The sequence below is a fragment of the Chitiniphilus purpureus genome, from assembly GCF_025642115.1.
GTDB lineage: Bacteria > Pseudomonadota > Gammaproteobacteria > Burkholderiales > Chitinibacteraceae > Chitiniphilus > Chitiniphilus purpureus.
Genome location: NZ_CP106753.1, coordinates 591584 through 616064 on the forward strand (window position 1 = coordinate 591584; position 24481 = coordinate 616064).

At 64.4% G+C, this 24481-nt stretch carries 28 protein-coding genes, 1 tRNA gene and 1 other RNA gene; 19 read left to right on the plus strand and 11 right to left on the minus strand.

The features are described 5' to 3' along the window. The first annotated feature begins 9 nt into the window (after window positions 1-9). Window positions 10-375: RNase P RNA component class A (gene rnpB / locus N8I74_RS02640), an RNA gene on the plus strand. A gap of 53 nt (window positions 376-428) precedes the next feature. Here the strand turns inward: rnpB and N8I74_RS02645 are convergent. Together N8I74_RS02645 and N8I74_RS02650 are read right to left on the minus strand one after the other, a co-directional pair. Next, on the minus strand, window positions 429-878 hold the full coding sequence (locus N8I74_RS02645; RefSeq protein ID WP_263125371.1) for a GNAT family N-acetyltransferase: 450 nt from the start codon (window positions 876-878) through the stop codon (window positions 429-431). 214 nt (window positions 879-1092) lie between these two features. Next, complete coding sequence (locus N8I74_RS02650) at window positions 1093-1353, minus strand: accessory factor UbiK family protein (RefSeq protein ID WP_263125372.1); 261 nt, start codon at window positions 1351-1353, stop codon at window positions 1093-1095. A 254-nt stretch (window positions 1354-1607) separates the two neighbouring features. Between N8I74_RS02650 and glnK the strand changes: the two genes are divergently transcribed. After that, complete coding sequence (glnK, locus tag N8I74_RS02655; RefSeq protein WP_263125373.1) at window positions 1608-1946, plus strand: P-II family nitrogen regulator; 339 nt, start codon at window positions 1608-1610, stop codon at window positions 1944-1946. Window positions 1947-1973: 27 nt separating this feature from the next. Further along, complete coding sequence (gene amt / locus N8I74_RS02660) at window positions 1974-3428, plus strand: ammonium transporter (protein ID WP_263125374.1); 1455 nt, start codon at window positions 1974-1976, stop codon at window positions 3426-3428. Window positions 3429-3507: 79 nt separating this feature from the next. On the opposite strand, the gene N8I74_RS02665 is transcribed toward amt, so the two are convergent. Further along, window positions 3508-4479 (minus strand): Gfo/Idh/MocA family protein, encoded by a 972-nt coding sequence (locus N8I74_RS02665; protein WP_263125375.1) that lies wholly within the window; start codon window positions 4477-4479, stop codon window positions 3508-3510. Window positions 4480-4732: 253 nt separating this feature from the next. Further along, window positions 4733-6535 carry a right-handed parallel beta-helix repeat-containing protein gene (locus N8I74_RS02670; protein ID WP_263125376.1) on the minus strand — a complete coding sequence of 601 codons (1803 nt, stop codon included), beginning with the start codon at window positions 6533-6535 and terminating at the stop codon, window positions 4733-4735. Between the two features lie 238 nt (window positions 6536-6773). On the opposite strand from N8I74_RS02670, the gene N8I74_RS02675 reads away from it, so the two are divergent. After that, a complete protein-coding gene (locus tag N8I74_RS02675; protein ID WP_263125377.1) occupies window positions 6774-8504 on the plus strand; it encodes a SulP family inorganic anion transporter in 1731 nt (576 codons plus the stop codon). A gap of 46 nt (window positions 8505-8550) precedes the next feature. Here the strand turns inward: N8I74_RS02675 and N8I74_RS02680 are convergent, their stop codons facing one another. Continuing rightward, window positions 8551-8739, minus strand: coding sequence for a ribbon-helix-helix domain-containing protein (locus N8I74_RS02680; RefSeq protein ID WP_263125378.1), 189 nt, complete (start codon window positions 8737-8739; stop codon window positions 8551-8553). 290 nt (window positions 8740-9029) lie between these two features. Here N8I74_RS02680 and N8I74_RS02685 point away from each other — a divergent pair, with 290 nt between their 5' ends. Further along, complete coding sequence (locus N8I74_RS02685) at window positions 9030-9572, plus strand: hemerythrin domain-containing protein (protein ID WP_263125379.1); 543 nt, start codon at window positions 9030-9032, stop codon at window positions 9570-9572. A 219-nt stretch (window positions 9573-9791) separates the two neighbouring features. Here N8I74_RS02685 and N8I74_RS02690 read toward each other — a convergent pair. Both N8I74_RS02690 and N8I74_RS02695 read right to left on the minus strand, forming a co-directional pair. Further along, window positions 9792-9867, minus strand: a tRNA-Met gene (locus tag N8I74_RS02690). Between the two features lie 72 nt (window positions 9868-9939). After that, complete coding sequence (locus N8I74_RS02695) at window positions 9940-10707, minus strand: DUF2189 domain-containing protein (protein ID WP_263125380.1); 768 nt, start codon at window positions 10705-10707, stop codon at window positions 9940-9942. Between the two features lie 224 nt (window positions 10708-10931). On the opposite strand from N8I74_RS02695, the gene coxB reads away from it, so the two are divergent. The 6 genes from coxB to N8I74_RS02725 are packed head-to-tail and all read left to right on the plus strand — an operon-like array spanning window position 10932 to window position 15430. Continuing rightward, window positions 10932-12041 (plus strand): cytochrome c oxidase subunit II, encoded by a 1110-nt coding sequence (gene coxB / locus N8I74_RS02700; protein WP_263125381.1) that lies wholly within the window; start codon window positions 10932-10934, stop codon window positions 12039-12041. A gap of 11 nt (window positions 12042-12052) precedes the next feature. After that, window positions 12053-13705, plus strand: a complete 1653-nt coding sequence (gene ctaD, locus N8I74_RS02705; RefSeq protein WP_263125382.1) for a cytochrome c oxidase subunit I — start codon at window positions 12053-12055, stop codon at window positions 13703-13705. A gap of 8 nt (window positions 13706-13713) precedes the next feature. Then, window positions 13714-13827 carry a cytochrome oxidase small assembly protein gene (locus N8I74_RS02710; protein ID WP_263125383.1) on the plus strand — a complete coding sequence of 38 codons (114 nt, stop codon included), beginning with the start codon at window positions 13714-13716 and terminating at the stop codon, window positions 13825-13827. 1 nt (window position 13828) lies between these two features. Continuing rightward, window positions 13829-14362: a cytochrome c oxidase assembly protein gene (locus N8I74_RS02715; RefSeq protein WP_263125384.1), complete on the plus strand. Its 534-nt coding sequence runs from the start codon at window positions 13829-13831 to the stop codon at window positions 14360-14362. Beyond that, complete coding sequence (locus tag N8I74_RS02720) at window positions 14359-14541, plus strand: DUF2970 domain-containing protein (RefSeq protein ID WP_263125385.1); 183 nt, start codon at window positions 14359-14361, stop codon at window positions 14539-14541. The genes N8I74_RS02715 and N8I74_RS02720 overlap by 4 nt, the downstream gene beginning before the upstream one ends. Window positions 14542-14551: 10 nt before the next feature. Continuing rightward, window positions 14552-15430 (plus strand): cytochrome c oxidase subunit 3, encoded by an 879-nt coding sequence (locus N8I74_RS02725; protein WP_263125386.1) that lies wholly within the window; start codon window positions 14552-14554, stop codon window positions 15428-15430. A 39-nt stretch (window positions 15431-15469) separates the two neighbouring features. Here N8I74_RS02725 and N8I74_RS02730 read toward each other — a convergent pair whose 3' ends face one another. Next, entirely contained in the window at window positions 15470-15667 is a 198-nt protein-coding gene (locus N8I74_RS02730; RefSeq protein ID WP_263125387.1) for a twin transmembrane helix small protein, read from the minus strand. Between the two features lie 10 nt (window positions 15668-15677). Between N8I74_RS02730 and N8I74_RS02735 the strand changes: the two genes are divergently transcribed. The 4 genes from N8I74_RS02735 to cyoE are packed head-to-tail and all read left to right on the plus strand — an operon-like array spanning window position 15678 to window position 18732. Then, window positions 15678-16373 (plus strand): SURF1 family protein, encoded by a 696-nt coding sequence (locus N8I74_RS02735; RefSeq protein WP_263125388.1) that lies wholly within the window; start codon window positions 15678-15680, stop codon window positions 16371-16373. Continuing rightward, window positions 16360-16863 carry a hypothetical protein gene (locus tag N8I74_RS02740; protein WP_263125389.1) on the plus strand — a complete coding sequence of 168 codons (504 nt, stop codon included), beginning with the start codon at window positions 16360-16362 and terminating at the stop codon, window positions 16861-16863. Before N8I74_RS02735 ends, N8I74_RS02740 begins: the two co-directional genes overlap by 14 nt. Further along, window positions 16860-17879, plus strand: coding sequence for a COX15/CtaA family protein (locus N8I74_RS02745; protein ID WP_263125390.1), 1020 nt, complete (start codon window positions 16860-16862; stop codon window positions 17877-17879). The genes N8I74_RS02740 and N8I74_RS02745 overlap by 4 nt, the downstream gene beginning before the upstream one ends. Further along, window positions 17839-18732, plus strand: a complete 894-nt coding sequence (cyoE, locus tag N8I74_RS02750) for a heme o synthase (RefSeq protein ID WP_263125391.1) — start codon at window positions 17839-17841, stop codon at window positions 18730-18732. Before N8I74_RS02745 ends, cyoE begins: the two co-directional genes overlap by 41 nt. Window positions 18733-18942: 210 nt before the next feature. Here the strand turns inward: cyoE and N8I74_RS02755 are convergent, their stop codons facing one another. After that, window positions 18943-19200, minus strand: a complete 258-nt coding sequence (locus N8I74_RS02755) for a transcriptional regulator (protein ID WP_308445872.1) — start codon at window positions 19198-19200, stop codon at window positions 18943-18945. Window positions 19201-19280: 80 nt separating this feature from the next. On the opposite strand from N8I74_RS02755, the gene N8I74_RS02760 reads away from it, so the two are divergent. Both N8I74_RS02760 and N8I74_RS02765 read left to right on the plus strand, forming a co-directional pair. Beyond that, complete coding sequence (locus N8I74_RS02760; protein WP_263125393.1) at window positions 19281-19958, plus strand: S24 family peptidase; 678 nt, start codon at window positions 19281-19283, stop codon at window positions 19956-19958. A gap of 179 nt (window positions 19959-20137) precedes the next feature. Next, complete coding sequence (locus N8I74_RS02765; protein WP_263125394.1) at window positions 20138-20419, plus strand: hypothetical protein; 282 nt, start codon at window positions 20138-20140, stop codon at window positions 20417-20419. Window positions 20420-20479: 60 nt separating this feature from the next. Here the strand turns inward: N8I74_RS02765 and grxD are convergent, their stop codons facing one another. Together grxD and prmC are read right to left on the minus strand one after the other, a co-directional pair. Then, a complete protein-coding gene (grxD, locus tag N8I74_RS02770) occupies window positions 20480-20800 on the minus strand; it encodes a Grx4 family monothiol glutaredoxin (RefSeq protein ID WP_263125395.1) in 321 nt (106 codons plus the stop codon). Window positions 20801-20883: 83 nt separating this feature from the next. Beyond that, the gene (gene prmC / locus N8I74_RS02775; RefSeq protein WP_263125396.1) at window positions 20884-21693 is read right to left on the minus strand and encodes a peptide chain release factor N(5)-glutamine methyltransferase; all 810 of its coding nucleotides are present in this window, start codon (window positions 21691-21693) and stop codon (window positions 20884-20886) included. 375 nt (window positions 21694-22068) lie between these two features. Between prmC and N8I74_RS02780 the strand changes: the two genes are divergently transcribed. Both N8I74_RS02780 and N8I74_RS02785 read left to right on the plus strand, forming a co-directional pair. Continuing rightward, window positions 22069-23400, plus strand: a complete 1332-nt coding sequence (locus N8I74_RS02780) for a basic secretory protein-like protein (RefSeq protein ID WP_263125397.1) — start codon at window positions 22069-22071, stop codon at window positions 23398-23400. A 644-nt stretch (window positions 23401-24044) separates the two neighbouring features. Beyond that, a complete protein-coding gene (locus tag N8I74_RS02785; RefSeq protein ID WP_263125398.1) occupies window positions 24045-24470 on the plus strand; it encodes a DUF6491 family protein in 426 nt (141 codons plus the stop codon). Window positions 24471-24481: the final 11 nt, after the last annotated feature.

The following is a 24481-nucleotide window of genomic DNA, read 5'->3' on the forward strand; positions in this document are numbered from 1 at the left end:
GGCCCCGGCAAAGCAGGCCGGATCGTCGCTGCCGCGGCAACGCGGGAGAGGAAAGTCCGGGCTCCACAGGGCAGGATGCCGGCTAACGGCCGGGCGGCGTGAGCCGACGGACAGTGCAACAGAGAGCAGACCGCCGATGGCCGGGGCAACCCGGATCAGGCAAGGGTGAAACGGTGCGGTAAGAGCGCACCAGCGTCCCGGGCAACCGGGCGGCTCGGTAAACCCCATCCGGAGCAAGACCAAGCAGCAGGCGTCGAAGCGGCCCGCCGAGCCTGCGGGTAGGTTGCTTGAGCGTGCCGGCAACGGTACGCCTAGAGGAATGACGGTCGCCCCCGCAAGGGGGAACAGAACCCGGCTTACAGGCCAGCTTTGCCACCCAGCCATCTACGCCGCACCGTGGTCGGGCAACCGACGCGGTGCGGCTGTCCTCATACCCGCAGCACGAACTGCAGGAACCCCATCTCCCGCTGGAACCCCTGGCTCTGGTAGAGCCGCTGCGCCGCCACGTTGTCCGGCGCGGTCTCGACCCGCAGCTGCAGCGCCCCCGCGGCACGCGCCGCCACCTCGACCGCATGCAGGAGCGCCTTGCCCAGGCGTTGCCGGCGCTGTCCGGGCGCCACGAACAGATCGTTCAGGATCCAGATCGGCCCGGCTGCCAGCGACGACAGGCTGGGGTAGACCTGGGCGAACCCGGCCAGCCCCTGCTCGCCCACCGCCACGAACAGCCGGGCATCCTGCATATGCAGGCGCATGGCAATGAAACCGCGCGCCAGCGCAGGGTCGCCGGCGCAGCCATAGAACTGGCGGTATTCGTTGAACAACTGGGCCAGTGCCTCCAGATCGGCTGGGATGGCGAGGCGGATATGAGGATCGGGCATCGTGGAACCTGCGGTGAGGGGGAAGAGGCTTGCAAGCAGCAGGCACCCCCGGATCAGGGGGCGCACACGGCGTGTGAGCAAGAACGATGCCCGACACCGCGCGCAGGCGGCGGCGGGGCAAGTTGAATGCAAATGAAAGGCGCGCGCTATCGGTAGCGCGCGCCTCGGGGCGGGGTGCCCGGCCGGCGGACGGCTGGGCGCGGCAGACCGGCGCCTACAGGCCGTCCTGCGGATTGTTGGCGTGCAGCCTTGCTTCGAGCGCGATCACCCTGGCTTCCAGTTCGGTGAGCTTTTCGCGGCTGCGGGCCAGCACATCCTGTTGAATCTCGAATTCCTCGCGGGTGACCAGATCCATCTTGGTGAATGCCGACGCCATCATGGCGCGTACGTTCTTTTCCACATCCTTGGCCGGACTGTTGGCGATCGCCTCCGAAATCTTGCTGGCGATTTCGTCGAAAATCTTTTCCTTCAACATGGGGCTGCTCCTCGAGTTGGTCGATTGAGTTTAGCAGACGAAGCCGTCGCGCCGCGTGCTTGGACGGCCCGCGGCCAGGCACGTTCGGCGCACCAATGCGGTGCTTTTACCGCTTGCAGGACCCCGTTTCTGCCTCGCCGCGGTGCAGGACCAGTCAGCAAATCACATGCATCGCCCCGTGCCAGCCGGTATCCGCTGCTGGCACGCTTTCTGCTCTTCGCTGCCCGTCCCTACCGGCTTACGAGGAATCCACCATGAAATTCGTTACCGCCATCATCAAGCCGTTCAAGCTCGATGAGGTTCGCGGGGCACTGTCCGCCATCGGCGTGCAAGGGCTGACCGTGACCGAGGTGAAGGGGTTTGGCCGCCAGAAAGGGCATACCGAGCTGTATCGCGGTGCGGAGTATGTCGTCGACTTCCTGCCCAAGGTCAAGCTTGAGATCGCCGTCGCTGACGATCTGGTCGAGCAGAGCATCGAAGCGATCGAGAAGGCTGCCCAGACCGGCAAGATCGGCGACGGCAAGATCTTTGTATTCGATCTGGAGCATGTGGTGCGCATCCGCACCGGCGAGACCGGCGAAGCCGCCATCTGAGCGCATGCAGGGAAGGAGATCCACAACATGAAAAAGCTTTTCGCATCGCTCGCGCTGTTCGGCGCAATGCTGTTTGCGGCACCGGTGTTCGCCCAGGAGGCGCCGCTCGCCGCGTCGGCCACCGCAGCCGTCGTCGCTGTCGCCGAGGCGGCACCGGCCGCCGCCGTGCCTGCGATCAACAAGGGCGACAACGCCTTCGTCATGATCAGCGCCGCATTCGTGATCCTGATGTCGATCCCGGGCCTGGCCCTGTTCTACGGTGGCCTGGTGCGTGCCAAGAACATGCTGTCGGTGCTGATGCAGGTGTTCACCGTGTTCAGCCTGGTGATGGTGCTGTGGGTGGTGTACGGCTACAGCGTCGCCTTCACCGAAGGCAACGCATTCTTCGGCTCGCTGGGCAAGCTGTTCCTTGCCGGCGTGACGCCGGATTCGGTGGTGGCGACCTGGAGCAAGGGCATCGTCATCAGTGAGATGGTCTACGTGGTGTTCCAGGGTGCGTTCGCCGCCATCACCTGCGGCCTGATCGTCGGTGCCTTCGCCGAACGGGTGAAGTTTGCGGCGGTGCTGGCCTTCGTGGTGCTGTGGTTCACCTTCGCCTATCTGCCGATGGCCCATATGGTGTGGTACTGGGCGGGGCCGGATGCGTACACCACTGCGCAGGCGGCCAGTGCTGCCACCGCGACGGCCGGCTACCTGTTCCAGGATGGCGCGCTCGATTTCGCCGGTGGCACCGTGGTGCACATCAACGCCGCCGTGGCTGGCCTGGTGGGGGCCTATATGGTGGGCCGGCGTGTCGGGTACGGCCGCGAGGCGATGACGCCGCACAGCCTGACGCTGACCATGGTCGGGACCGCGCTGCTGTGGTTCGGCTGGTTCGGCTTCAACGCCGGTTCGGCGTTGGAGGCCAACGGCATCGCCGCGCTCGCCTTCCTCAACACCGCGGTCGCCACCGCGATGGCCGCGCTGTCGTGGACTGCCGCCGAATGGCTGCTCAAGGGCAAGCCCTCGATGCTGGGGGCCGCGTCGGGCGCCGTTGCCGGCCTTGTGGCAGTCACGCCGGCCTGCGGTTTCGTCGGTGTCGGCGGAGCGCTGGCGCTGGGCCTGATCGCCGGCCCGCTGTGCCTGTGGGGCGTGCACGGGCTCAAACGTCTGCTCAAGGCCGACGACGCACTTGATGTGTTCGGCGTGCACGGCGTGGGTGGCATCTTCGGTGCACTGGCCACCGGCGTGCTGGCGGCGCCCAGCCTGGGTGGCACCGGGATCTGGGACTACGTGGCCAATGCAGTCGCCCCGGAGTACTCGATCGGCAACCAGCTGAAGGTGCAGGCCATCGGCGTGGGCATCACGCTGCTGTGGTCCGGCGTGGTGTCGCTGATCGCCTACAAACTGGTCGATCTGGCGATCGGCCTGCGGGTGAAGGAAGACGAAGAGCGTGAGGGGCTCGATGTGAGCAGCCACGGCGAGAAGGCCTACAACCTGTGAACGCACGGGGGCCGGCCCCCGTCGTCTGCCGGCGCTGTGCCATGCATCGCCCGCCACCATGGCGGGCTTGTTCCGCGGTTCAGCGCTCGAACGGGTAGACCAGCCCCAATTGCGCGCGCGCCGCGTCGAGCAGCGCCAGCATCGCCCGGCTCTTGGCGTGGTCCATCACCGGGCTTTCGCGCAGGCCGGCCCGCAACAGCCCGCAGAAATGCGCGGCTTCATAGTTGAGCCCGCCGCCTACCGCCGGTGCTTCGATCAGCACGGTGCGCCCGTCCGGATAGCGGATGGTGGCCCGCTCGGGATTCCACCATTTCTCATGGATCAGCACGTGTCCGCCGGGCGCGGCGAGCAGCGCCTCGCCCGAGCCGGACAATCCGAGCCCGCAATAGAGCTGTGCGCAGCCCTGCGCGTGGCTGGTATTGACCACGGCCAGCGTATCGACCCCGCTGGGGCCAAGCCGGCCCAGTGCCGCGACCGTCTGCGCCGGGCCGAGCCAGTGCACGGCGAGGAACGCGGCATAGACGCCGATGTCGAGCAGCGCCCCACCGGCCTGGGCCGGATCGTAGACCGCGTGCGTCGCCGGCACGCCAGGGCTGGCGAACCCGGCGCGCACCAGGGTGATCGGGCCGATGGGGTCGCGCCGCAGGTGGTCGTCCAGTTGCGCGAACAGCGGGTAGAACGGTGGTTTCATCGCTTCCATGAACAGCACGCCGTGGGCAGCTGCCACCGCCAGCACACGTTCGAGCTCGGCCTGCGAAGTGGCCGCCGGCTTTTCGCACAGTACCGCCTTGCCGGCCTCTAGCGCGGCAACGCTGTAAGGTGCATGCCCCGGATGCGGGGTTGCGATATAGACGGCATCCAGCGGCTGCGCCAGCAGGGCGTCGAAGCTGGCACAGACCACGCCGCCGAATTCGTCGGCAAAGGCCTGGGCCTTTCCAGGGGTGCGGTTCCATACCGCGGCGAGTGCGGCATCCGGCACGTGGCGCAGTCCGTGGGCGAAGCGGCGGGCGATGCTGCCGGTACCGATGATGCCGAAACGAAGGGGATGCATAAGCGTTGTACCGTACTCGCAGAAAATGATCGGCCGCCTTCCGGCGGTACATGCATATGGTCGTGGCCGGCTTCGGATACCCGGCGCTGTGCCCAGGTAGGTAGGAGGCCCGCCATCGGGACTGGCATGCGATCCGCGTGCGGATTGCGTGCCGGGTGTGTGGCGCCGCACTGGACTGCCGGCCGTCGTACCCCGGCGTTGCGGTGCCCTGCCTGCCCGGGTGGGGCGGGCAGACCGTCTTGCGTGGCGCGCTCTACTCCACCGGCTTGCCGTACTCGTGCGCGCCGATGTCCCAGGCTTCGAGGCCCCGGCGCTGGCCGAAGTAGTCATACCACAGCGCTTTGTTGGGCTGGCTGTAGCGTGCGGCGTCGCGCGCGGGCGACGAACCGGCGATCCGGTAGCCGTCGGCGTTGAATGCGCCGGGTGCGGTGAGCTGCGCGTCCGCCAGCACATCATCGGGTGAGCCGCCGGCCTCTGAGCCGATTGGCCCGCCGTGCCACAAGTTGGCCAGCGTGGTGAAGCCATAGCGCGGCACGCGCCGCAACGGCGGGGTGCCGCTGCCGGCAGGACGTTGCTGCCAGAGGTTGGCCTCGATCAGGTTGTCACGGTGATCCGGGTCGTCGACGATGCTCAGCAATGGCCCGTTCTGCGAGCCATAGACGGTATTGTTGGCAATCCGGCTTTGGCGCAGGCCGCCGCGATAGTAGTAGTCGCTGTCCTCGGTGTAATAGGACATTCCGAAGCGCCCACCCAGCACGATGTTGTTGTGCACATGCAAGCCGGCAAGCAGGCGTACCGTGCCCACTTCCACCCCCTGCGGATCGCGGAACTTCTCGTTGGCAAAGCCGATGCCGCCGGCCCCTGCGCCGCAGCGTTGGAACGGCGCCAGTCCGGTGTGGTAGGTGAAGTTGCGCTCGACGGTGGTGGTATCGGTGTTGTTCAGGTACAGATTGACGCTGAAGTTGTCGCGCGCCTCGTTCCAGCGCATCAGCCCCTGGGTGACATGGCTCAGCACGATGCCCTCGCCGTAGTTTTCGAACACGCGGTTATGTTCGACAACAGCGCCGTCGGTGACCGCGACGTGCACGGCCGCCGGCCAGCCGCCGCCCACGCACGGGGTCACGCCCCGGTTGCGGGTGACGGCGTGGTAGACCACGTTGCGCTGTACCAGCACGTTGCGATGCCGTTCGGCCGAATGCACGTTGCTGGCCCGCATCACATAGATGCCCATGCCGCTGACCTCGCTCACCTCGTTGCCGACGATGCGCACATCCTGCGACGGCCGGACCTTGATGCCTTCCTTGCCACTGGGATACGCGATGTTCGATACCCGGTTGCCTTCGATATCCACCCCACGTGCGCCGACCACGACGATGCCATCGCCCTGCACCACGTCGCTGACCGCGTTGCCGGACACCGTCAGCCGTTGTTGTCCCACAGCGTAGATCGCGCTGTCGCGGGTGCCGCTGATGTGGTTGCCGCGCAGCGCATGGTCGGCATCGCTGCTCGTGCCGTCGAGATAGACGGCGAAGCGTGCCGAGCCGCTGACGTGGTTGTCGGCGAGCGTCACACTCTGGCTGTTCCGCACATAGAACACGCCCTGCATTGCCCCGGCCTGCGTGGTCTGCCCCGCCAGCAGGTTGAGCTGGGCGATGTCGATATGGCGGCTGGACTCCACCTGCACACATGGCAGCGGGCGCAGGCACTCGATGGCCGGGGGCTGGGTGGCATGACGCGAGGCACGACCGCGCAACCGGAGCGGGGCGCCCGCCGTGCCTTGTTTCATCTGGATCAGGAGCGGGCCTTGCTGCAGGACGTAGCGGTCCAGGATGTAGAGCGTGTCGCCAGCACCCGCCTGCTTCAAGGCCCGTGCCGGCGTGGCAAACGCCGTGTCTTCGGTCCGGCCGTCGTTGGCGTCGTTGCCGACGGTGGAGACGAAGTAATCAACAGCCCAACCGGTGGCGGGCGATACCGTCAGCGCCAGCGTCAATCCGCATGCGATGACACGTAGCCGGCGTGAGGCAGGGCCGATGTTGGAACAAGGGAAGTGGTGCATCGTGGTCTCCGTCCATGATTGCGGCAGCGCCGCCGCTTTGGGCGGAATCATACATGAAGCTGTCTTCATTTATGGGTGATTGATGGTTTGGCGAAACAATGACGCGGTCTTCAGAAAGAAAAATGCCTTATTTGCCGGGTTATCGGCCTTTGGCGACCACACAGCGGGCATTGATCTGCATTGAATGTGCAAAGTATTAACATATAAGGCACATATAATTAACGCCACCGGAGTGCCCATGATTGCCCTGCTGGAAGCCCATCGCGCCGGATTGCTCAAGCGGCAGCACTGGTTGCCCAATATCGTCTCGGGCGCCATCGTCGGTGTTGTCGCCCTGCCGCTGGCCATGGCCTTCGCCATTGCCTCGGGCGCCAAGCCCGAGCAGGGCCTCTATACCGCCATCGTCGCCGGTCTGCTGGTCTCGGTGTTCGGTGGCAGCCGCCTGCAGATCGCCGGTCCTACCGGTGCCTTCATCGTCATCCTGTCGGGGATCACCGCCCGCTACGGCATTGACGGCCTGCAGATCGCCACGCTGATGGCCGGCGTGATCCTGCTGCTGCTGGGGCTGGCGAAGCTGGGCGGCATCATCAAGTTCATCCCGGCACCGGTCATCGTCGGCTTCACCGCCGGGATCGGCGTGATCATCTGGGTGGGCCAGTGGAAGGATTTCTTCGGCCTGCCAGCCGTCGCCGGCACGCATTTCCACGAAAAGCTCTGGCATCTGCTGCAGGTACTGCCCCAGTTGCATCTCTCGACCACGGCGCTGGCATTGACCGGACTGCTGCTGGTGCTGCTGACGCCGCGGGTGCCCGGCATGCAGCGCGTGCCCGGACCACTGGTGGCGCTGGTGGGCGTGACGTTGCTGCAGGCGCTGTGCCAGTTCGAGGGCGTTGCCACCATCGGCAGCGCATTCGGTGGCATCCCACAGACGTTGCCGCAACTGCAGCTGCCGCAGCTGAGCGTCGCCCGCATCATCGAGCTGCTCGGCCCGGCGTTCACCATTGCGATGCTGGGCGCAATCGAATCGCTGCTGTCGGCCGTGGTGGCCGACGGCATGGCCGGTACGCGGCACAATGCCAACCAGGAGCTGATCGGGCAGGGGCTGGCGAACGCCATCGTGCCGTTCTTCGGCGGATTTGCTGCCACCGGTGCCATCGCGCGTACTGCGACCAATATCCGCAATGGCGGGACCAGTCCGCTTTCGGGCATCGTCCACGCACTCACGCTGGTGCTGGTGGTGCTGGTGCTCGCTCCGCTGGCCATACACGTTCCGCTTGCGGCCTTGGCTGCCATCCTGTTCGTGGTCGCGTGGAATATGAGCGAAGCCAGGCATTTCGCGCAGATGGTCCGGCGCGCGCCGCGGGCCGACGTGGTGATCCTGCTGACCACCTTCTGCCTGACGGTGTTTGCCGACCTGGTGGTCGCCGTCAACATCGGCGTCATCCTGGCGACGCTGCACTTCCTGCGGCGGATGGCCAGCAGCGTGGAAGTGCGTGCGGCGTCGGGCGAGGCACTGGATCAGGATCTGGCCGCCGAAGGGCTGGTCACCCCGCCCCCGGGCGTGCTGGTCTACACGATTGACGGGCCGTTCTTCTTCGGCGCGGTCGAGAACTTCGAACGGGCGCTGGCCAATACCCATACCGATCCGCGCATCCTGATCATCCGGCTGCGTTGGGTGCCGTTCATCGACATCACCGCCCTGCAGACCTTGGAAGGGGTGATCGACGAGCTGCACAGTCGTGGCGTGCGCGTGATGCTCAGCGGCGCCAACGACAGGGTGCAGGGCAAGCTGGAACGGGCGGGCATCATCGAACGGATCGGCGCCAGCCACAACTTCAAGACCTTCGACGCCGCGTTGGCGCGCTGCAATGCGCTGTTACGGCAGGATCCGGCCCCGGCAACGGAAAGTCCCGTCGTGCTGAGCAACGGCATGGCGGTGATGCCCGAAACGGGCCCGCTGGTGCGCTAGGCGCAACTGGGGTCACGCCGTTGGCGGTTGCCACGGCGTGGAGGGGCTACTTCACTTTGGGATTGCTGCGGGTGGCGTTCGAAGCATATTCGACGCCATGCTTGGCCAGGTAATCGCGGATCAGTTGCCGTACCACTTGCGACGGCGTCACGTCCTGCGTGGCGCACAGGTCTTCAAATGCCTTCTTCTTGGCCGGGTCGATCAGTATTGTGAGACGTGCGGTTTTGTTTTCCATCGGTTAGAACTACCCAGTAACGATCGCCGAATCATAATTGAATAACGCCTGTCCGGTCGCCCTGCCGCAGGCAGAGAGGTGCGCGCCGATGCACCAGAAGACTGAATGCCGCGGTGGCGTTGCTGCTTCCTTGCGCAGGATCAGCAGCAGGAGCGGGCATTTGGTTTCATGATGACCAGTGTCTGCCCGCCCGTTGCAATCACGCAGGTCGGTTGGATCCGGTTTATGCCACGCACTCGTCCTGATTTCTTGCTTTTTGTGTAATTATTTTTGCCTGCCTGAGCCCTGCCATGTCTCTCCTGCCCGGCGCCGTCGCGCCCGATTTCGATGATCCGATCGCATTGCTCGTGGCCTGTCACGACAAGGTCCGCCACTTCGCCCGGCTGACTGTGAAACTGCGGGACCACCTGGACGGCCGCGCGCCGGATGGGGATGCCGTGGCTGCGGCACAGCGCATCCTGCGTTATTTCGACCAGGCCGCGCCGCTGCATCATGCGGACGAAGAGGCCGACCTGTTCCCGGCCCTAAGGCAGCTGGGCGATGCACAGCTGGACGCGCAGATGGCGGCACTGCATGCCGAACATGAGCAATTGTCCGCGTTATGGCACGCGGTACGGCCTTGGCTGCACGCCATTGCCACGGGTGTCGCCTGTGCGGCCCCCGGCGAGGTCGCTGACTTTGCATCGCGCTATGCCCGGCACGCGCAGACCGAAGAGCAGGTGGTGTTTCCAGCCGCGGCCCGACTGGCGCCGTCCGCACTCGCCAGCCTGGGCCGCAATATGGCAGCGCGACGCGGTGCCACAACCCATGAGGCCGGCGGCAGCGCAACCTAGAACTGCCCACCCTGGCCAGCGGTGCAGCACTTGTCGGTTATGCTCTGGATGCCCTGCGTTCCACGCGACGTGCCGGCATCACCGCCCCCGGCTTTGGCAACTCCGAAAGCGGCGGCAGCACAGCGTGTGGACGTTGTGGGAAACGACGGCTGCCACAAGCTGCGGCCGGGGCCAAAGCAAAAAGCCCAACCTTGCGGCTGGGCTTTTTGAGGTATTCCATGGTTGCGGGAGCAGGACTCGAACCTGCGACCTTCGGGTTATGAGCCCGACGAGCTGCCAACTGCTCCATCCCGCGTCAGAGAAGATGAGTATCCTACCGCCCACGGGAAATCATGTCAAGCAAAATGACAGGAAAGGTCATCAGGCGCTATTGCACGATCTCCTTGTATGCAATCCAGGTTGCATGACCAAGCACCGGGAAGATCACGATCAACCCGATCAGCCCGGTGGCAAAGCCGAGCGCGGTCAGCGCCACGATCAGCACCGCCCATACCAACATCGCCGGCAGGTTTTCGGTTACCGCCCGCACGCTGGTCATCATGGCAGTGATCGCATCCACTTCGCGATCGGCCAGCAGCGGAATGGAGACCGCTGTCAGTGCGAACACCACCATGGCCAGCAGCGCGCCGATGGCGAACCAGGCGATCGTGAAGCCGGCGTACTCGCCGACCAGTGAGGCGAACAGCAATTTGAGCGAAACCGCCTCGCCGCCGTAGAACAGTGCGAACAGAATGGCTGACACGCGCTCCCACCCGATCGCGATCATCCCCAGGATCACGCCCAGGAAGGCAATCTGGCTCAGGTTCTTCATGTAATCGCGCACCGATTGGCCGAAGGATGCGGGGCGACCCTCCTCGCGTGCACTGGTCAGCTCATAGATGCCTGCGGCAATCAGTGGTGCCACCAGCAGGAAGCCGGTGATGCAGGTGGTGAACAGATAAGGGTAGTTGTAAGCCAGGCCCAGCGAGAGCCAGCCCGCGATCGCGACCAAAAAGCCCCATGCAAGACTGGGCCCGGGGTGTGCCTTCAGGTCCTCCCAGCCCAGCTGGATCCAGGCAAAAGGTCGTGCCATGGCTACCTTACGAACCTTGGGTAGCGTGAAATGCCGATCTAGGCTATCAAGATGCAGATCCATCATGTCCTCCACTATTTGTGGACTCGAAACGTCCACTTGTAGTGTCGATTTAGGCGACTACTAAGCCCAAATGTGCAAAAAACCGACAGACGGCGGTATTTGCATTCCAGCGTCCTTGCTTCATGCTGTTTTTTTCCTAAATATGATCTGGATCAAAAAAACGAAAAATTAGAACGCCGCCACTGCAACGGTGGAGGGCGACATTTAACCAGTGGAGGTTACAGATGCGGTTCTTGCGCGCCTGCGCACTCGCAGCGTTTTTGCCTGCCTGTAGTTACGCCATAGACGGAAGGTACAACTTCCAGACCCCGCAAACCCTGATCGCTCACGACATCAACGAACTTCACGCCTGGATCATGGCTGTGATCGCCGTGATCTTCGTGGCGGTGTTTGGAGTGATGTTCTACTCGATCTTCAAGCACCGAAAATCGTCAGGACACAAGGCTCGCCACTTCCACGAGAACACCACCGTGGAAGTGCTCTGGACGCTGATCCCGGCGTTGATCCTGGTGGTGATGGCCTGGCCTGCCGCCAAGGTGGTGCTGGCCCAGAAGAACACGGGCGATGCCGAGCTCACCATCAAGGCGACCGGCTACCAGTGGTTCTGGGGCTATGACTACCTGGATCACGGTTTCGGCTTCAAGAGCAAGCTGGCGACGCCGCGTGAGCAGATCGACAACTACAAGAGCGATGGCCAGGCCAAAAGCGAGCACTACCTGCTCGAGGTGACCGAGCCGATGATCGTCCCGGTCGGCACCAAGGTGCGCATCCTGACCACGGCCAACGATGTGATCCACTCGTGGGGCGTGCCGGCCTTCGGGGTGAAGCAGGATGCGATCCCGGGCTTCATCCGTGACACCTGGTTCAAGGCGGACAGGATCGGCACCTTCCGTGGTCAATGCGTCGAGCTGTGCGGACGTGACCACGGCTTCATGCCCATCGTGGTCAGCGTGGTCTCCAAGGACGATTTCAAGGCCTGGGTGGACAAGAAGCAGAAGGAAGCTAAGGCCGCCGCGGATGATCCGAACAAGGTCTGGACGCGCGACGAGCTGATTGCACGCGGCAAGACGGTATACGACGCCAATTGCGCGGCCTGCCACAAGGCGGATGGCGCGGGCGGCGGGCCGTTCCCGGCATTGACCGGCTCCAAGATCACCACGGGGCCCGTCGCAGCGCACATCGGCATCGTGTTGAACGGCAAGGGCGCCATGCCGGCATGGCAGGGTCTGTCCGATACCGAGATCGCCGCCGTGGTGACCTACGAACGCAATGCACTGGGCAACAAGGTCGGCGACTTCGTGCAACCGAAGGACGTCAAGGCCGCCCGCAAGTAAGGATACGCAACATGACTGCTGCTACCGATACTCTAGATCTGGCCAAACACGGCGAGGCTGGCCATCACGGACATGATGACCATGGCCATCATGCGCTGACCGGCTGGCGTCGCTGGGTTTATGCGACCAACCACAAGGACATCGGCACGCTGTACCTGTGGTTCTCGTTCGCCATGTTCATCACTGGCGGGGTGATGGCGCTGGGCATCCGCGCCGAGCTGTTCACCCCGGGGATGCAGTTCTGGCAGCCCGAGTTCTTCAACCAGCTCACCACGCTGCACGGCATCATCATGGTGTTCGGCGCCATCATGCCGGCGTTCACGGGTCTCGCGAACTGGATGCTGCCGCTGATGCTGGGCGCGCCGGACATGGCGTTCGCCCGGATGAACAACTGGAGCTTCTGGCTGTTGCCTCCGGCCGCACTGCTGCTGATCATCTCGCTGTTCGTGCCCGGCGGTGCCGCGGCAGGTGGCTGGACGCTGTATCCGCCGCTGTCGCTGCAGTTCGGGATGGGGATGGATCTGGCGATCTTCTCGGTCCACCTGCTCGGCATCTCGTCGATCATGGGTTCGATCAACATCATCACCACCATCCTCAACATGCGTGCCCCGGGCATGACGTTGATGAAGATGCCGATGTTCGCCTGGACCGCGCTGATCACCAACTACCTGCTGGTGGCCGTGGCGCCCGTGCTGGCCGGTGCCGTGACCATGCTGCTGACCGACCGCCATTTCGGCACCCACTTCTTCAAGGCGGTGGGCGGTGGTGACCCGGTGCTGTTCCAGCACATCTTCTGGTTCTTCGGCCACCCCGAGGTCTACATCATGGCGTTGCCGGCGTTCGGTGTGGTCAGCCAGATCATTCCGACCTTCTCGCGCAAGCCGCTGTTCGGCTACCACTCGATGGTCTATGCCACGGCCTCGATCGCCATCCTGTCGTTCATGGTGTGGGCGCATCACATGTTCTCGGTTGGCATGCCGGCCACCGCCCAGCTGTTCTTCATGTTCATGACCATGCTGATTGCGGTGCCGACCGGGGTGAAGGTGTTCAACTGGATCGCCACGATGTGGCAAGGCGCCATGAGCTTCGAGACGCCGATGCTGTTCGCGGTCGGTTTCATCTGTCTGTTCACCGTCGGCGGCTTCTCCGGCCTCGTGCTGTCGATCGCGCCGGTGGATACCCAGATGCACGATACCTACTACGTGGTGGCGCATTTCCACTACGTGCTCGTCGCGGGGGCACTGTTCAGCCTGTTCGGCGCGGTCTACTACTGGCTGCCCAAGTGGACCGGCTACATGTACGACGAGAAGATGGGCAAGCTGCATTTCTGGTGGTCGATGATCTGGTTCAACGTCACCTTCTTCCCGATGCACTTCCTCGGTCTTGCCGGCATGCCGCGCCGCATCCCGGACTATCCGCTGCAGTTCACCGACTTCAACGCCATGGCTTCGGTGGGCGCGTTCTGCTTCGGTATCGGGCAGCTCCTGTTCCTCTATAACGTGATCAAGACCATCCGTGGTGGCGTCGGTCCCGCCCCGGCCAATCCGTGGGAGGCACACACGCTGGAATGGGAAGTGCCGTCCCCCGCGCCGCATCACACCTGGGAGTCGCCGCCGGACGAGCGTCTCGTCAAGAAGGGGCTCGTGGCCCAGTCGCTGGAGTGAACGGAACGATGAGCAATACCAAGCGCCCGAGCAACCTGCGCACCGGCCTGGTGCTGGCCAGTATCGCCGCTGCATTTTTCCTTGGCATCGTAATCAAGCAGTGGCTGCTCGGGGCGGGCTGACGTGAATACCGCGGTATTGGGCCCGCAGGCGCAACAGCGCGCCAATCGGCGACTGGGGGTGAAGCTTGCGGTGGTCGCCGTTGGCATGGTCGGTTTCGCCTACGGGATGGTGCCGTTCTACAACGTGTTCTGCGAGGCGCTCGGCATCGACCGGGCGCGCCCGGAGCTCGCCGATGTGCATGCCGCCGCGATGCGGGTCGAGTTCGATACCAATGTCAGCGCCGGCCTGCCGGCGCGCATCGTGGCGCTGCAGCCGGTGGTGGCCGGGCGCGCGGGCGGGTTGATCAAGGCACGCTTCCGCCTGGAGAACCTGTCGGATGAACCGCTTGGTCTGCGGGCCGTGCCAAGCTATGCACCGCAGCGAGCAGGACGTTTCCTGCAGAAGATGGAATGCTTTTGCTTCGACGCGCTGACGCTGGCGCCGCGCGAGGCGCGCGAAGTGACGGTGGTGTTGCTGGTGGACGATGCCATGCCGCCTGAGCTTGGGGCCGTCACCCTGTCGTACACCCTTTTTCCGTTGGAGGGCAACGGATGAGCCTGTTCTCCACCGTGAAGGCGGTGCTCTCCGGTTTCATCGGCATACGCAGCCGGCGCGAGAGCGAACGCGCCACTCTCAAACCCGGGCAGGTCATTGTGACCGGCCTCGTCCTGGCGCTGCTGTTTGCGCTGGGCATTTTTCTGCTCGTTCGGCTGCTGGTCAGCAGCCAGCCATAGGGGATAAGCAATGAATGTCGAAAACGGCGTCCACGATCCACACTATTTCGTGCCTGCCCCGTCGAAGTGGCCGCTGGTAGGCTCGATTGCGCTGTTCTGTCTGGGCTTGGGCGCGGCATTGTGGATGAACAAGGTGCCCGGCGGGCAGTGGGTGGTCTTCGCCGGCTTTGCCATCCTGCTGTGGATGATGATCGGCTGGTTCGGCGATGTGATCCAGGAGTCGGTCCACGGCAGCTACGGCAAGCAGGTGGACTACTCGTTCCGTTGGGGGATGAGCTGGTTCATCTTCTCCGAGATCATGTTCTTCAGCGCGTTCTTCGGTGCGCTGTTCTATATGCGCGTGATCTCGGTGCCGGAACTCGGGTTCGGCCTGGGGCTGCATAGCGAGACGCACTCGCTGCTCTGGCCGGCCTTCGCCGAGAACTGGCCGGTCTCCTCGGGTCCGAAGGTGGAAAGCTACCAGGCGATGGGTGCCTGGGGCATCCCGGCGATCAACACCGCGCTGTTGCTCACCTCCGGTGCCACCCTGACCTGGGCGCACTGGGGGCTGATCGAGAACAAGCGCGGCCAGCTCACGCTGGGGTTAGCGCTGACCGTGTTGCTCGGGGCGATCTTCCTCGGGTTCCAGGCATACGAGTATCACCATGCCTGGACCGAGATGGGCCTGAAGCTTTCGTCGGGCGCCTACGGTTCCACGTTCTACATGCTCACCGGCTTCCACGGCATGCACGTGCTAGTGGGCGCCATCATGCTTGCCACCATGCTGGTGCGCGTGCTGCGCGGGCATTTCGACCAGCACAACCATTTCGCCTTCGAAGCCGCCGCCTGGTATTGGCACTTCGTGGACGTGGTATGGCTGATCCTGTTCGTCTTCGTCTATTGCATCTGATCGATGCCGCCGGACGGTTCCGCCCGGCGGCTGTCCCGGTCATACCCCATGTGGCGTAATCCAGCCTTGCCAGATTGCAACGAGCAGCATCAGGAACAGCAGGATGGACAACGCAATGCGCCACGTCAGAGAGCGCACGAGCTGAACCGATCCCGAAGGTCCCCGCACCAGCTGCAGCATGGCGCGTCCGAGCACGGCAAGAATCACGACCAGCAAGATGACAGCAACGATTTTCATGTCGGCTCCTATGTCACGAGACCGTAGCATAACCCACGGTCAGCGCCGGCAGCGGCTGGCTTTGGTCGGTCTGGGCGCGTTGGTGCTGCTCACCGTTGCGCTTGGTGCCTGGCAGTTTTCGCGGGCGCTGGGCAAGCAGGCACTGGCGGAGACCTATGCACGCGCCGCGGCACAGACGCCCCTCGTCTGGCATGGTGGGCATGCCCCCGAGCACTACCGCAAGGTCCGCCTGCAGGGCAAATGGCTGTTGGACGGACAGCTGCGGCTCGACCAGCGCATGGCGCAGTCCCGGGTTGGTGTCGAGATCGTCACGCCGTTTCGTTTGACCGATGGTGAAGTGGTGCTGGTCAATCGTGGGTGGCTGCCGGCCGGCCAACCCATTCCCGTGCCTGCATCCCAGGCAGTCGAGCTTGTCCCGTGGCCACGCTTTTTCGAGCTGCGCGCCACGCCGCCGCAGGGTGACCTGTTTCAGAACATCGATGCGGCGCGCTACGCCGCCTGGCGAGGCGCCGTACCCGTCGCCTACGCCCGTGCCGTCGGCGCCCAACCGCCTTTCGTGCGCCAGACCGGCATCCCCGGCGTGCCCATGGAGCGTCATCTGGCCTATGCCGCCACGTGGTGGGGCATGAGCCTGATCGGCGTGCTGCTTTGCCTGCGTTTCTACCGTACCACCCGCGCTTCCGGAGTTCGTGATGACCGCGCCTGATCCGCGCCGCCTGCATGGGCGCAAGACCTTTCTGCTGCTGTTGGGCATCGCGCTGGTGCCGTTGCTGGCGGCCCAGGCCGCCTACCAGTGGTGGCGCCCGGAGGGGGGCGACAGTTTCGGCAAGTTGATCGTCATGCCCGAGGCGTTCGCAGCGGCGCCGCAATGGCGATTGGTGGCGCACGATCCGGCCGGCTGTACGCCGCTGCGCGAAAAGCTGGCCTTTGCCGCGCGCCAGTTCGCGGTCGGCCAGGGCCGCGAAGCGGATCGGCTGCACTTCGGCAGCTCGCAGGCATGCGCCGGCCCCGCGTTGCAGGAGCACATCGTCAGCGCCCCCCGGCTGGCGTTGCCCGGCCCGGGTCTGTATCTGGTCGACCCCAACGGCAATGCGGTGACGCAATACACCCCGCAGCAGCTGGATGATGTGGAAGGGCGTCGGCGCACCATGAGTGAGATCGGCAAATTCCTGAAGAACAACCGGGGGCTGGGATGACTCGACGTATGTTGCGCCCATTGCTGTGGTTCACCGTTGGCTGGACCCTGGTGCTCATCATGCTGGGTGCCTATGTACGGCTGGAGGACGCCGGTCTCGGCTGCCCCGACTGGCCGGGCTGCTACGGGCGTCTGGTCGCACCCGACGAGCACCATGAGATCGCCCATGCCGAGTTGCACTACGGTGGCGAGGTCGACCCTGCCAAAGGCTGGAAGGAGATGATCCACCGCTACGTGGCAGGGACATTGGGCCTGTTGCTGCTGTGGCAGAGTTTTCTGCTGCTGCGCGAGCGGCGTGCGCTTGGCGTGCCGCTATGGTTGGTGATCGCGCCGCTCGGCGTCGTGGTCTTCCAGGCCCTGCTTGGCATGTGGACTGTGACACTCAAGCTGATGCCGGGCGTGGTGACCGCGCATCTGCTCGGCGGCATGACGATGCTGGCGCTGGTGGGCGCTCAGGCGGCGTATGCGGTACGCAGCAAGGCGCCGCCGCTTGGGCGCGGGTTGCGTTTCGCAGCCTGGCTCGTGCTTGCCGTGGTGCTGCTGCAGATCGCACTGGGCGGTTGGGTCTCCACCAACTATGCGGCACTCGCCTGCGATGGCTTTCCCGATTGCCGCGGCGGCTATGCGCTGCCATCCGATTGGCATGTGGGTTTCCATCCGCTGCGCGAACTGGGTCTGACCATGGACGGTGTCGCGCTGGATATCGATCATCTTGCCGCGATCCACTGGATCCACCGGCTCTGGGCATTGGTGGTGCTGGCCGCGGTTGGTGGTCTTGGCATCGCTTTGCTGCGCCGTGGCGAACGCAGCGGCCTCTGGCTGCTCGCCGCGTTGTTGCTCCAGCTTGGGCTGGGTGCCGCCAATGTGTTGCTGCATCTGCCGCTGGCATTGGCGGTGGCGCACAACGGCGGTGCCGCGTTGCTGTTGCTGTTGCTGGTCATTCAACTTGCCCGTCCCCGACAAGGAGAGCACTTCCATGTTCAAGCCGATCTACGCCAGCTCGCTGCGGCTCGCTGATCTCTGGGCGCTCGGCAAGCCGCGCGTCGTCGCCCTGATCGTGTTCTGCGCCGCGGTGGGCGCGGCCATGGCCTGGCCCGACCTGCGGGCGCTGCCGGATGTGCTGGCCAGCCTGCTGGGCATCGCCCTGGTCGCCATGGGCGCGGCGGCGGTCAATTGCCTGGTGGAGCGCAACCGCGACGCCGAAATGCGGCGCACGCAGGGCCGGCCGCTGGTGCGCGGCACCGTGACCGTCACCGATGCCGCATTGTATGCCGCGCTGCTGACGCTGTCGGGGCTGTGGTTGCTGGCCCGCTACGGCAATTGGCTGGCCTGTGCGCTGACGTTGGCAACCTTCTTCGGCTACGCGGTCATCTACACGCGCTGGCTCAAGCCCGCCACACCGCAGAACATCGTGATCGGCGGCGCTGCCGGTGCCATGCCACCGGTACTTGGCTGGGCCGCGGTCAGCGGCACCATCTCGGCGGAAGCCGCAGTGATGTTCCTGCTGATCTATACCTGGACCCCGCCGCATTTCTGGGCGCTGGCGCTCTATCGCCAGCTCGACTACGAAAAGGCCGGACTGCCGATGCTGCCGGTCACCCATGGTGCGGCGTTCACCCGGCAGACCATCCTGCTGTATGCGGTCATGCTGGCCGCGGTCTGCGTGCTGCCTTTCGTGATCGGCATGAGTGGCTGGCTGTACATGGCGATCGCGACCTGGTTCAACGCAGGCTTCATCCTGCGCAGCATCAGGCTGTACCGTACCGGTGACGAGGCGATTGCACGCGACCTGTTCCGCTATTCCATCAAATACCTGGCGTGGGTGTTCGGTGCCCTGATCGCGGACCGTCTGCTTTTTGCGCTGCTCTGACCCGGTTTTGTGCGGCGGCGGACGGCCCGGTCTGTGACCGGGCCGTTTTGCTTGGCGGTGTTCCTGCATTCGTGTGGGGCTGGGCAACCGGCAAAAAAAACCGGGCCCCGAGGGGCCCGGCCAAGCCGGAGAGGTAAGGATGGAGATGGCAAGGAATCCTGCTCCGGTAACCGTGAGACGGACGCAGTGCGCTTGCGTCACGTCGTGCAATTAGCCGCCATTGTCTTGATTTATGCTTTCATCTTGTTGACGGCTGGTGCGCAAGTATTGCCAATCGACTCCTGGCCTCAATTCCTCGCAGCGCACCGCACCGCCGGTGGCACGTTCTATCGCAATGCAAAGCGCCACGTCCGGCCGCTTTTTCCGACCGCTTGCCAGATGCCACAGATAGGTCGGCGAAGTGCCGATCTGCGCTGCGATCTGCGCCGCCAAGCCGCGTGCTTGCTTCAAATACTCGAGCAAGGTCAAAACACGGCCCTCCGGTAACCAAAAATTACACCTATAGGCAGTCTTACCCATCGGTAACGATTAGTGTGTAATTCGGTTCCATGAACATCTATGACGCCAGACGCAACCGGTTGCGCGAAGTGGTTGAGTCCGACAAGCGATTCAAGGGACGCCCGTCCCGGCTTGCCGCGTTCCTTGGACGCCAGCCGAGCTACCTGTATCGCTTGCTCAAGGACAGTGGTGAGGATCGCAAGAATCTGGGCGAGGAGCTGGCCCGCGAGTTCGAGCGGGAGCTGGGTCTGCCCTATGGATGGTTCGATCAGGATGTGCTCAGCGAGCAGGCGCGTGATCGTGGCATCACTTATCAGGCCGGCGTGAACCGGGGCCTGTCGCAGCGTTGGGTGCCACTGGTGCCCTGGGCTAAGGTGTTCAGCACCGTGACCGCCGCGTCCAAACCGCGCAGCAGCACCGAATGGGTGGCGTGCCCTGCGCCGTGCAGCACGCGCACTTTCGCGGTACGCCATACCGGCGAAGCGATGGCGCCGGATTATCGTCACGGCGAACTGCTGTTCGTCGACCCCGAGCAGACTGCGCGCCATGGCGACGACGTCATCGTCCGCATTGATGAACTGACCGTCTTCAAACGTTTGCATATCACTCCCGAAGGATCCTATCTGGTTTCCTTGAACCCTGATTTTCCTGATCGCATCGTGGCGATGCCGTCCCAGGCCATCGTGCTCGGCTGCGTGATTGGCAGCTGGGTGCAACGCCGCGCCTGACAGGCCCTTTCCCCACCCTCAGGACAGCCCGCCCAGTGCGGGCTGTTTTGCTTGCGCCCGCTTCCTTTGTGATTACCTGAAGGAATTGAAAATGATATTACCCAAGAGTATATTCATTACGCAATACTTTCTTACCGTCCGGTGCGAATTTGCGCATGGATATGAGCCTGGGGAAACGGATGAAGCGGTTGGTGCACTTCGCGTGCTTTACCGTATTGGCGCTGGAGATCGCGATGGTCGGCATTGCCACTGCCGTCATGCTGTGGCTGCATGTGCCGCCACAGCATGCGGTATTGCTGGTGGCGGGAGTGGGTCAGCTCGGCGCATTGGCGCTCTGGGGGATCATCGAGCTCTTCTTCCCGCCGCCCGATCCGTTTGCGCTCCCCGACAGGCCGACTCTGCCGTCGCGCGCGGTGCGCTACCCGTTGCCGGAACGGACATGGCTGCAGCGCCGGCCATGAAAAAACCCCGCCTGGGCGGGGTTGTCCGGAGATGCCGTCATGCACGCGGCGGGCAGGTGCCTACTTGGCGGCGTCCAACTGCTTTTGCAGCTCACCTGTGGCGTACAGCTCCTTCATGATGTCCGAGCCGCCGATGAATTCGCCCCGGATGTAAAGCTGCGGAATCGTCGGCCAGTTGGCGTATTCCTTGATGCCTTGGCGGATGTCCTGGTCTTCCAGCACGTTGATGGTGACGAATTGGGCGCTGCAATTCTTGAGCAGCTGTACCGCGGCGGCCGAGAAGCCGCACATCGGAAAGGATGCCGAGCCCTTCATGAACAGCACGACGGGATTCTGGGTGACGGTATCGCGGATTTCCTGTTGGACGTTGCGTGCGCTCATGCGGACAGCCTCGAAAAGTAGTTGATCAAATTAGTCGGGAATTGTAGCGCCTTGACTGCGACGCGACAACCGAGCGTTGGGGGTCATTGCGGCCAGCGACCGCCACTGATGCGGTCCAGCCCCGCCAGATCCTGCCAGGTGCACACGGCGACGAAGCCCACTGCCGCCAGCATATCGCGGCAGGCCTTGCCCTGGTCATGGCCATGTTCGAGCAGCAGCATGCCCTGCGCGTCCAGATGCGCGGGTGCCTGTGCAATCAGGGTGCGCAGATGCTGCAGGCCGTCCGCTCCGTCCGTCAACGCGCCGGCGGGTTCGAAGCGCAGGTCGCCGTTGCCAAGGTGCGGGTCGCCGGCCTTGATATACGGTGGGTTGGCGACGATCACCGCGAAATGCTCGCCGGCCAGTGCCGCGAACCAATCGGACTGCAGCAGCCGGATCGACGCGCCCAGCTGTGCGGCGTTGTGCGCTGCCACCCGCAGCGCCGCAGCACTGATGTCCACGGCGGTGACCGCCAGGTCGGGGCGTTCCAGCTTGAGGGTGATGGGAATGCAGCCGGAGCCGGTGCCAAGGTCCAGTACGAGGGCGCCAGGGCGGGCGTGATCGAGGGCCAGTGCCACCAACTGCTCGGTTTCCGGGCGGGGGATCAGCACCGCGGGATCGACTGCAAAGTCGCGCCCATAGAATTCGCGGACCCCGACGAGATAGGCGACCGGTTCGCCTGCCTGCCGCCGCGCCGTCAGCGCGGCAAAGCGCGCGACAACGGCGTCGTCGAGCGGATCGTCGCCATGCGCGATCAGCCAGGCGTGCGAAACGCCGGCTACGTGCTGCAGCAGCACGCGCGCATCCAGCCGATCAAGGCCACTCTGGGCCAGCAGTTGACGGGGCGTGGTCATGAATCGCAATCCGAACCGGGCCGGGCATTGTCTGCGGCTGCGGCATGCTGTGCAAGCAGGTATGAATGTCTCAGGTACCGCGCATGGCATATGCACGCAAACCTGCATTGGGGCACCGCAACCGGCATCGGGTGTGGTCCGTTGCATTGCAGCACGTTGGCGCAGCACCGGTGTGAGGTGCCAGCTGCGCCTTCCTGCAAACCTGAACAGGTTTTCCGGATTTCGTTAAATTTGCTGACCAGCAACTGCATGGTTTTTGACTGTGGTTTTCTTTGTTGTCGCTATGCTGCCTTGCGTCGTTCGTCATATTGCCCATATGGCGCGGCCGAGGCGAGCCGTGTCTCGCCATCCAGCCATCACCCCACAGGAATGAAGATGACAACCAGCAAACGCTTGAGCTTTACCCTGCTCGCCGCCATTGGTCTTGCCAGCGCGGCAATCAGCCACGCAGCCTGCCGCGGCGCCTGGGCGGAGGGCAATACCTATCAGGCCGGTGATACCGTGACCTACGGTACCAGCACGTATACCGCCCGGGTCACCCATACCGCGTATGCCGGCTCCAATTGGAATCCGCCTTCGACACCCTCGCTGTGGGACGTGGGTGGCAACTGCGGCACCCCGACGCCTACACCGACACCCACCCCGACACCCACCCCGACACCCACCCCGACACCCACCCCGACACCCACCCCGACACCCACCCCGACACCGACCCCTGGCAATACCGTGTGTTTCTTCGAGCATATCGATTACCAGGGCGCCAGCCTGTGCGTTGGCGCCGGCAACGCGGCGTGGCCGCCCGCCGGGTGGGACGAGCAGGTCTCGTCGGTGCAGGTCAGCCCGGGGTATCAGATCCAGCTGTATGCCGACCCGGACCATGCCGGCCGGGTATTGCGGCTGACCGGGAACGAGCCCAATCTCGTGACGCGCAACTTCAACGACCGGATGTCCTCCTACCGCATCGCCGCGCTCGATGCCCCGACACCTGCCCCGGCCCCCATGCCGGTGCCGGGACAGACCCGTCTGGCCGCGTTGCCCAATGCCGGCCTGTTCAACGATTGCGCCCCTGCCTTGCAACTGGACCTGCAGGATCCGGTGGGTTTCACGCCTTTCACCGATCAGGTGCCGATCGCCGAACTCGGACCGCTGATGGAGCAGGTGGCGCGCAATGTATGCGCGGTGTTGTATCGGCAGCCGCATGAGGTGCCGGTGCGCCTGAACCGCATCATCCTGTCGGTGCAGGACGTGGACGGCGTGGCCTGGGCCGGGGGGGATACCATCACGCTGAGCACCCGGCACGTGCGCAATTACGCCAATGGCGGCGGGGACGTGGTCAAGGAGGTCATCGGCATCCTGGTGCACGAAGCCACCCACCTGTATCAGAAAAACAACGAAGACACCGCCAATGTGCCGGAATTTGGTGGGGTGATTGAAGGTTTTGCCGACTTTGTCCGCTATCGTAATGGCTACAAGACCATTGCCGAACACCGGCGTCCCGGCGGTGTGTGGTACGGTGGCTATGATACGACCGGTTTCTTCATCGACTATCTGGATCAGATGTACCCGGATCTGGCCTATCGTCTGAATGCCACGCTCGATTCCCATGACGGCGTGCAGTGGACCGAGGCGAGCTTCCAGCAGCTGACCGGCAAGCCGGTGCAGACCCTTTGGAACGAATATCAGACATGGTTGAGCACGCAGCCTTGACGCTGCGGTATCCCCGCCTTGGGTTGCTCAGCCGACCGATCCGGCCCGCGCCGCTCGTGCGCGGGCCCACCAGGCGCACTGCGCGACTCCAGGACCCGTGATCCGGCCGGCGAGGGCTGGGTCCGTCAGGTCCGAATCCTTGAGGCCCCTCCACCAGGAGGGGCCTTTTTTTGCGTGCCGTGTTCCCTAAACAACTGTTAATCCGCTGTTGAATCCGGCGCAATCCGGCTGGCATCAGAATGGCCGCGCCGCCAGGCCTTGCCTGAACCGTCCACCGTGTCTATCAAGGATGCTTCCCGGACGTGCCGGGTATCCAGGCAGCGCCGCCGTGATGCCAGGTGCCGTCGGCGCTGCTGCCGGCATGACCGGCAGGGCGCCTGTCGCCAAGGAAACGTCGGCGCCAGCCAGGCATGCCGGCCCGATTTGGGCTGGCGCGCGCGGCTTTCCGGCCCCGGCATGCTTGCTGTCCTGGAAGAAGGCCGTGTGGCCGGGCCGCGCCCTGGCCCATGCTGCTTGCCATCGTTGCGCGGGCACGGCAGCGCGAGGGCCGCAGGGCCCGTCCGCCCATGGGCGGCGGTTGTTGCGCAATGCGCAGGACGGCCTGCCGTGTCCACGCCGTCCCATTTCTTCGCTCAAGGCCCGCCATGCCAAATGCCGCTGCTTTGTTGATCACGCTCACGCTGTCCGTGCTTGCGCCCGCCGCATCGGCGCGGCCGCAGGAAAGGCAGCAACTGAGGCTGCCCTCCGCGTTGCGCTGGCGCCCGGCCGCGCCGGATCAGGTGCTGCTCTGGACCGGGCGCGAGGAAGTCTGGCGCCTGCACCTGCAGGCCGGCTGCAGGGTGTTGCCGTCGCGGGGTGGATTGGGCTTTACCGTGCGCCATGGCCACTTCAAGGCCGGGCGTGACCGTATCCGCGCCGTCGCGGGTGCCTGCAGGGTGGAGCGCATCACGGCGGCACCGCCCAGCCCACGACAAGGCAGCGCCGGTATGCCGACCTTTGTCGCCTGGCGAATTGAAGTTTCAGCGCATGCGAAGAACAATAATGCTTATCCATCGGTAACACTGTATTGAAGGGATTTCAT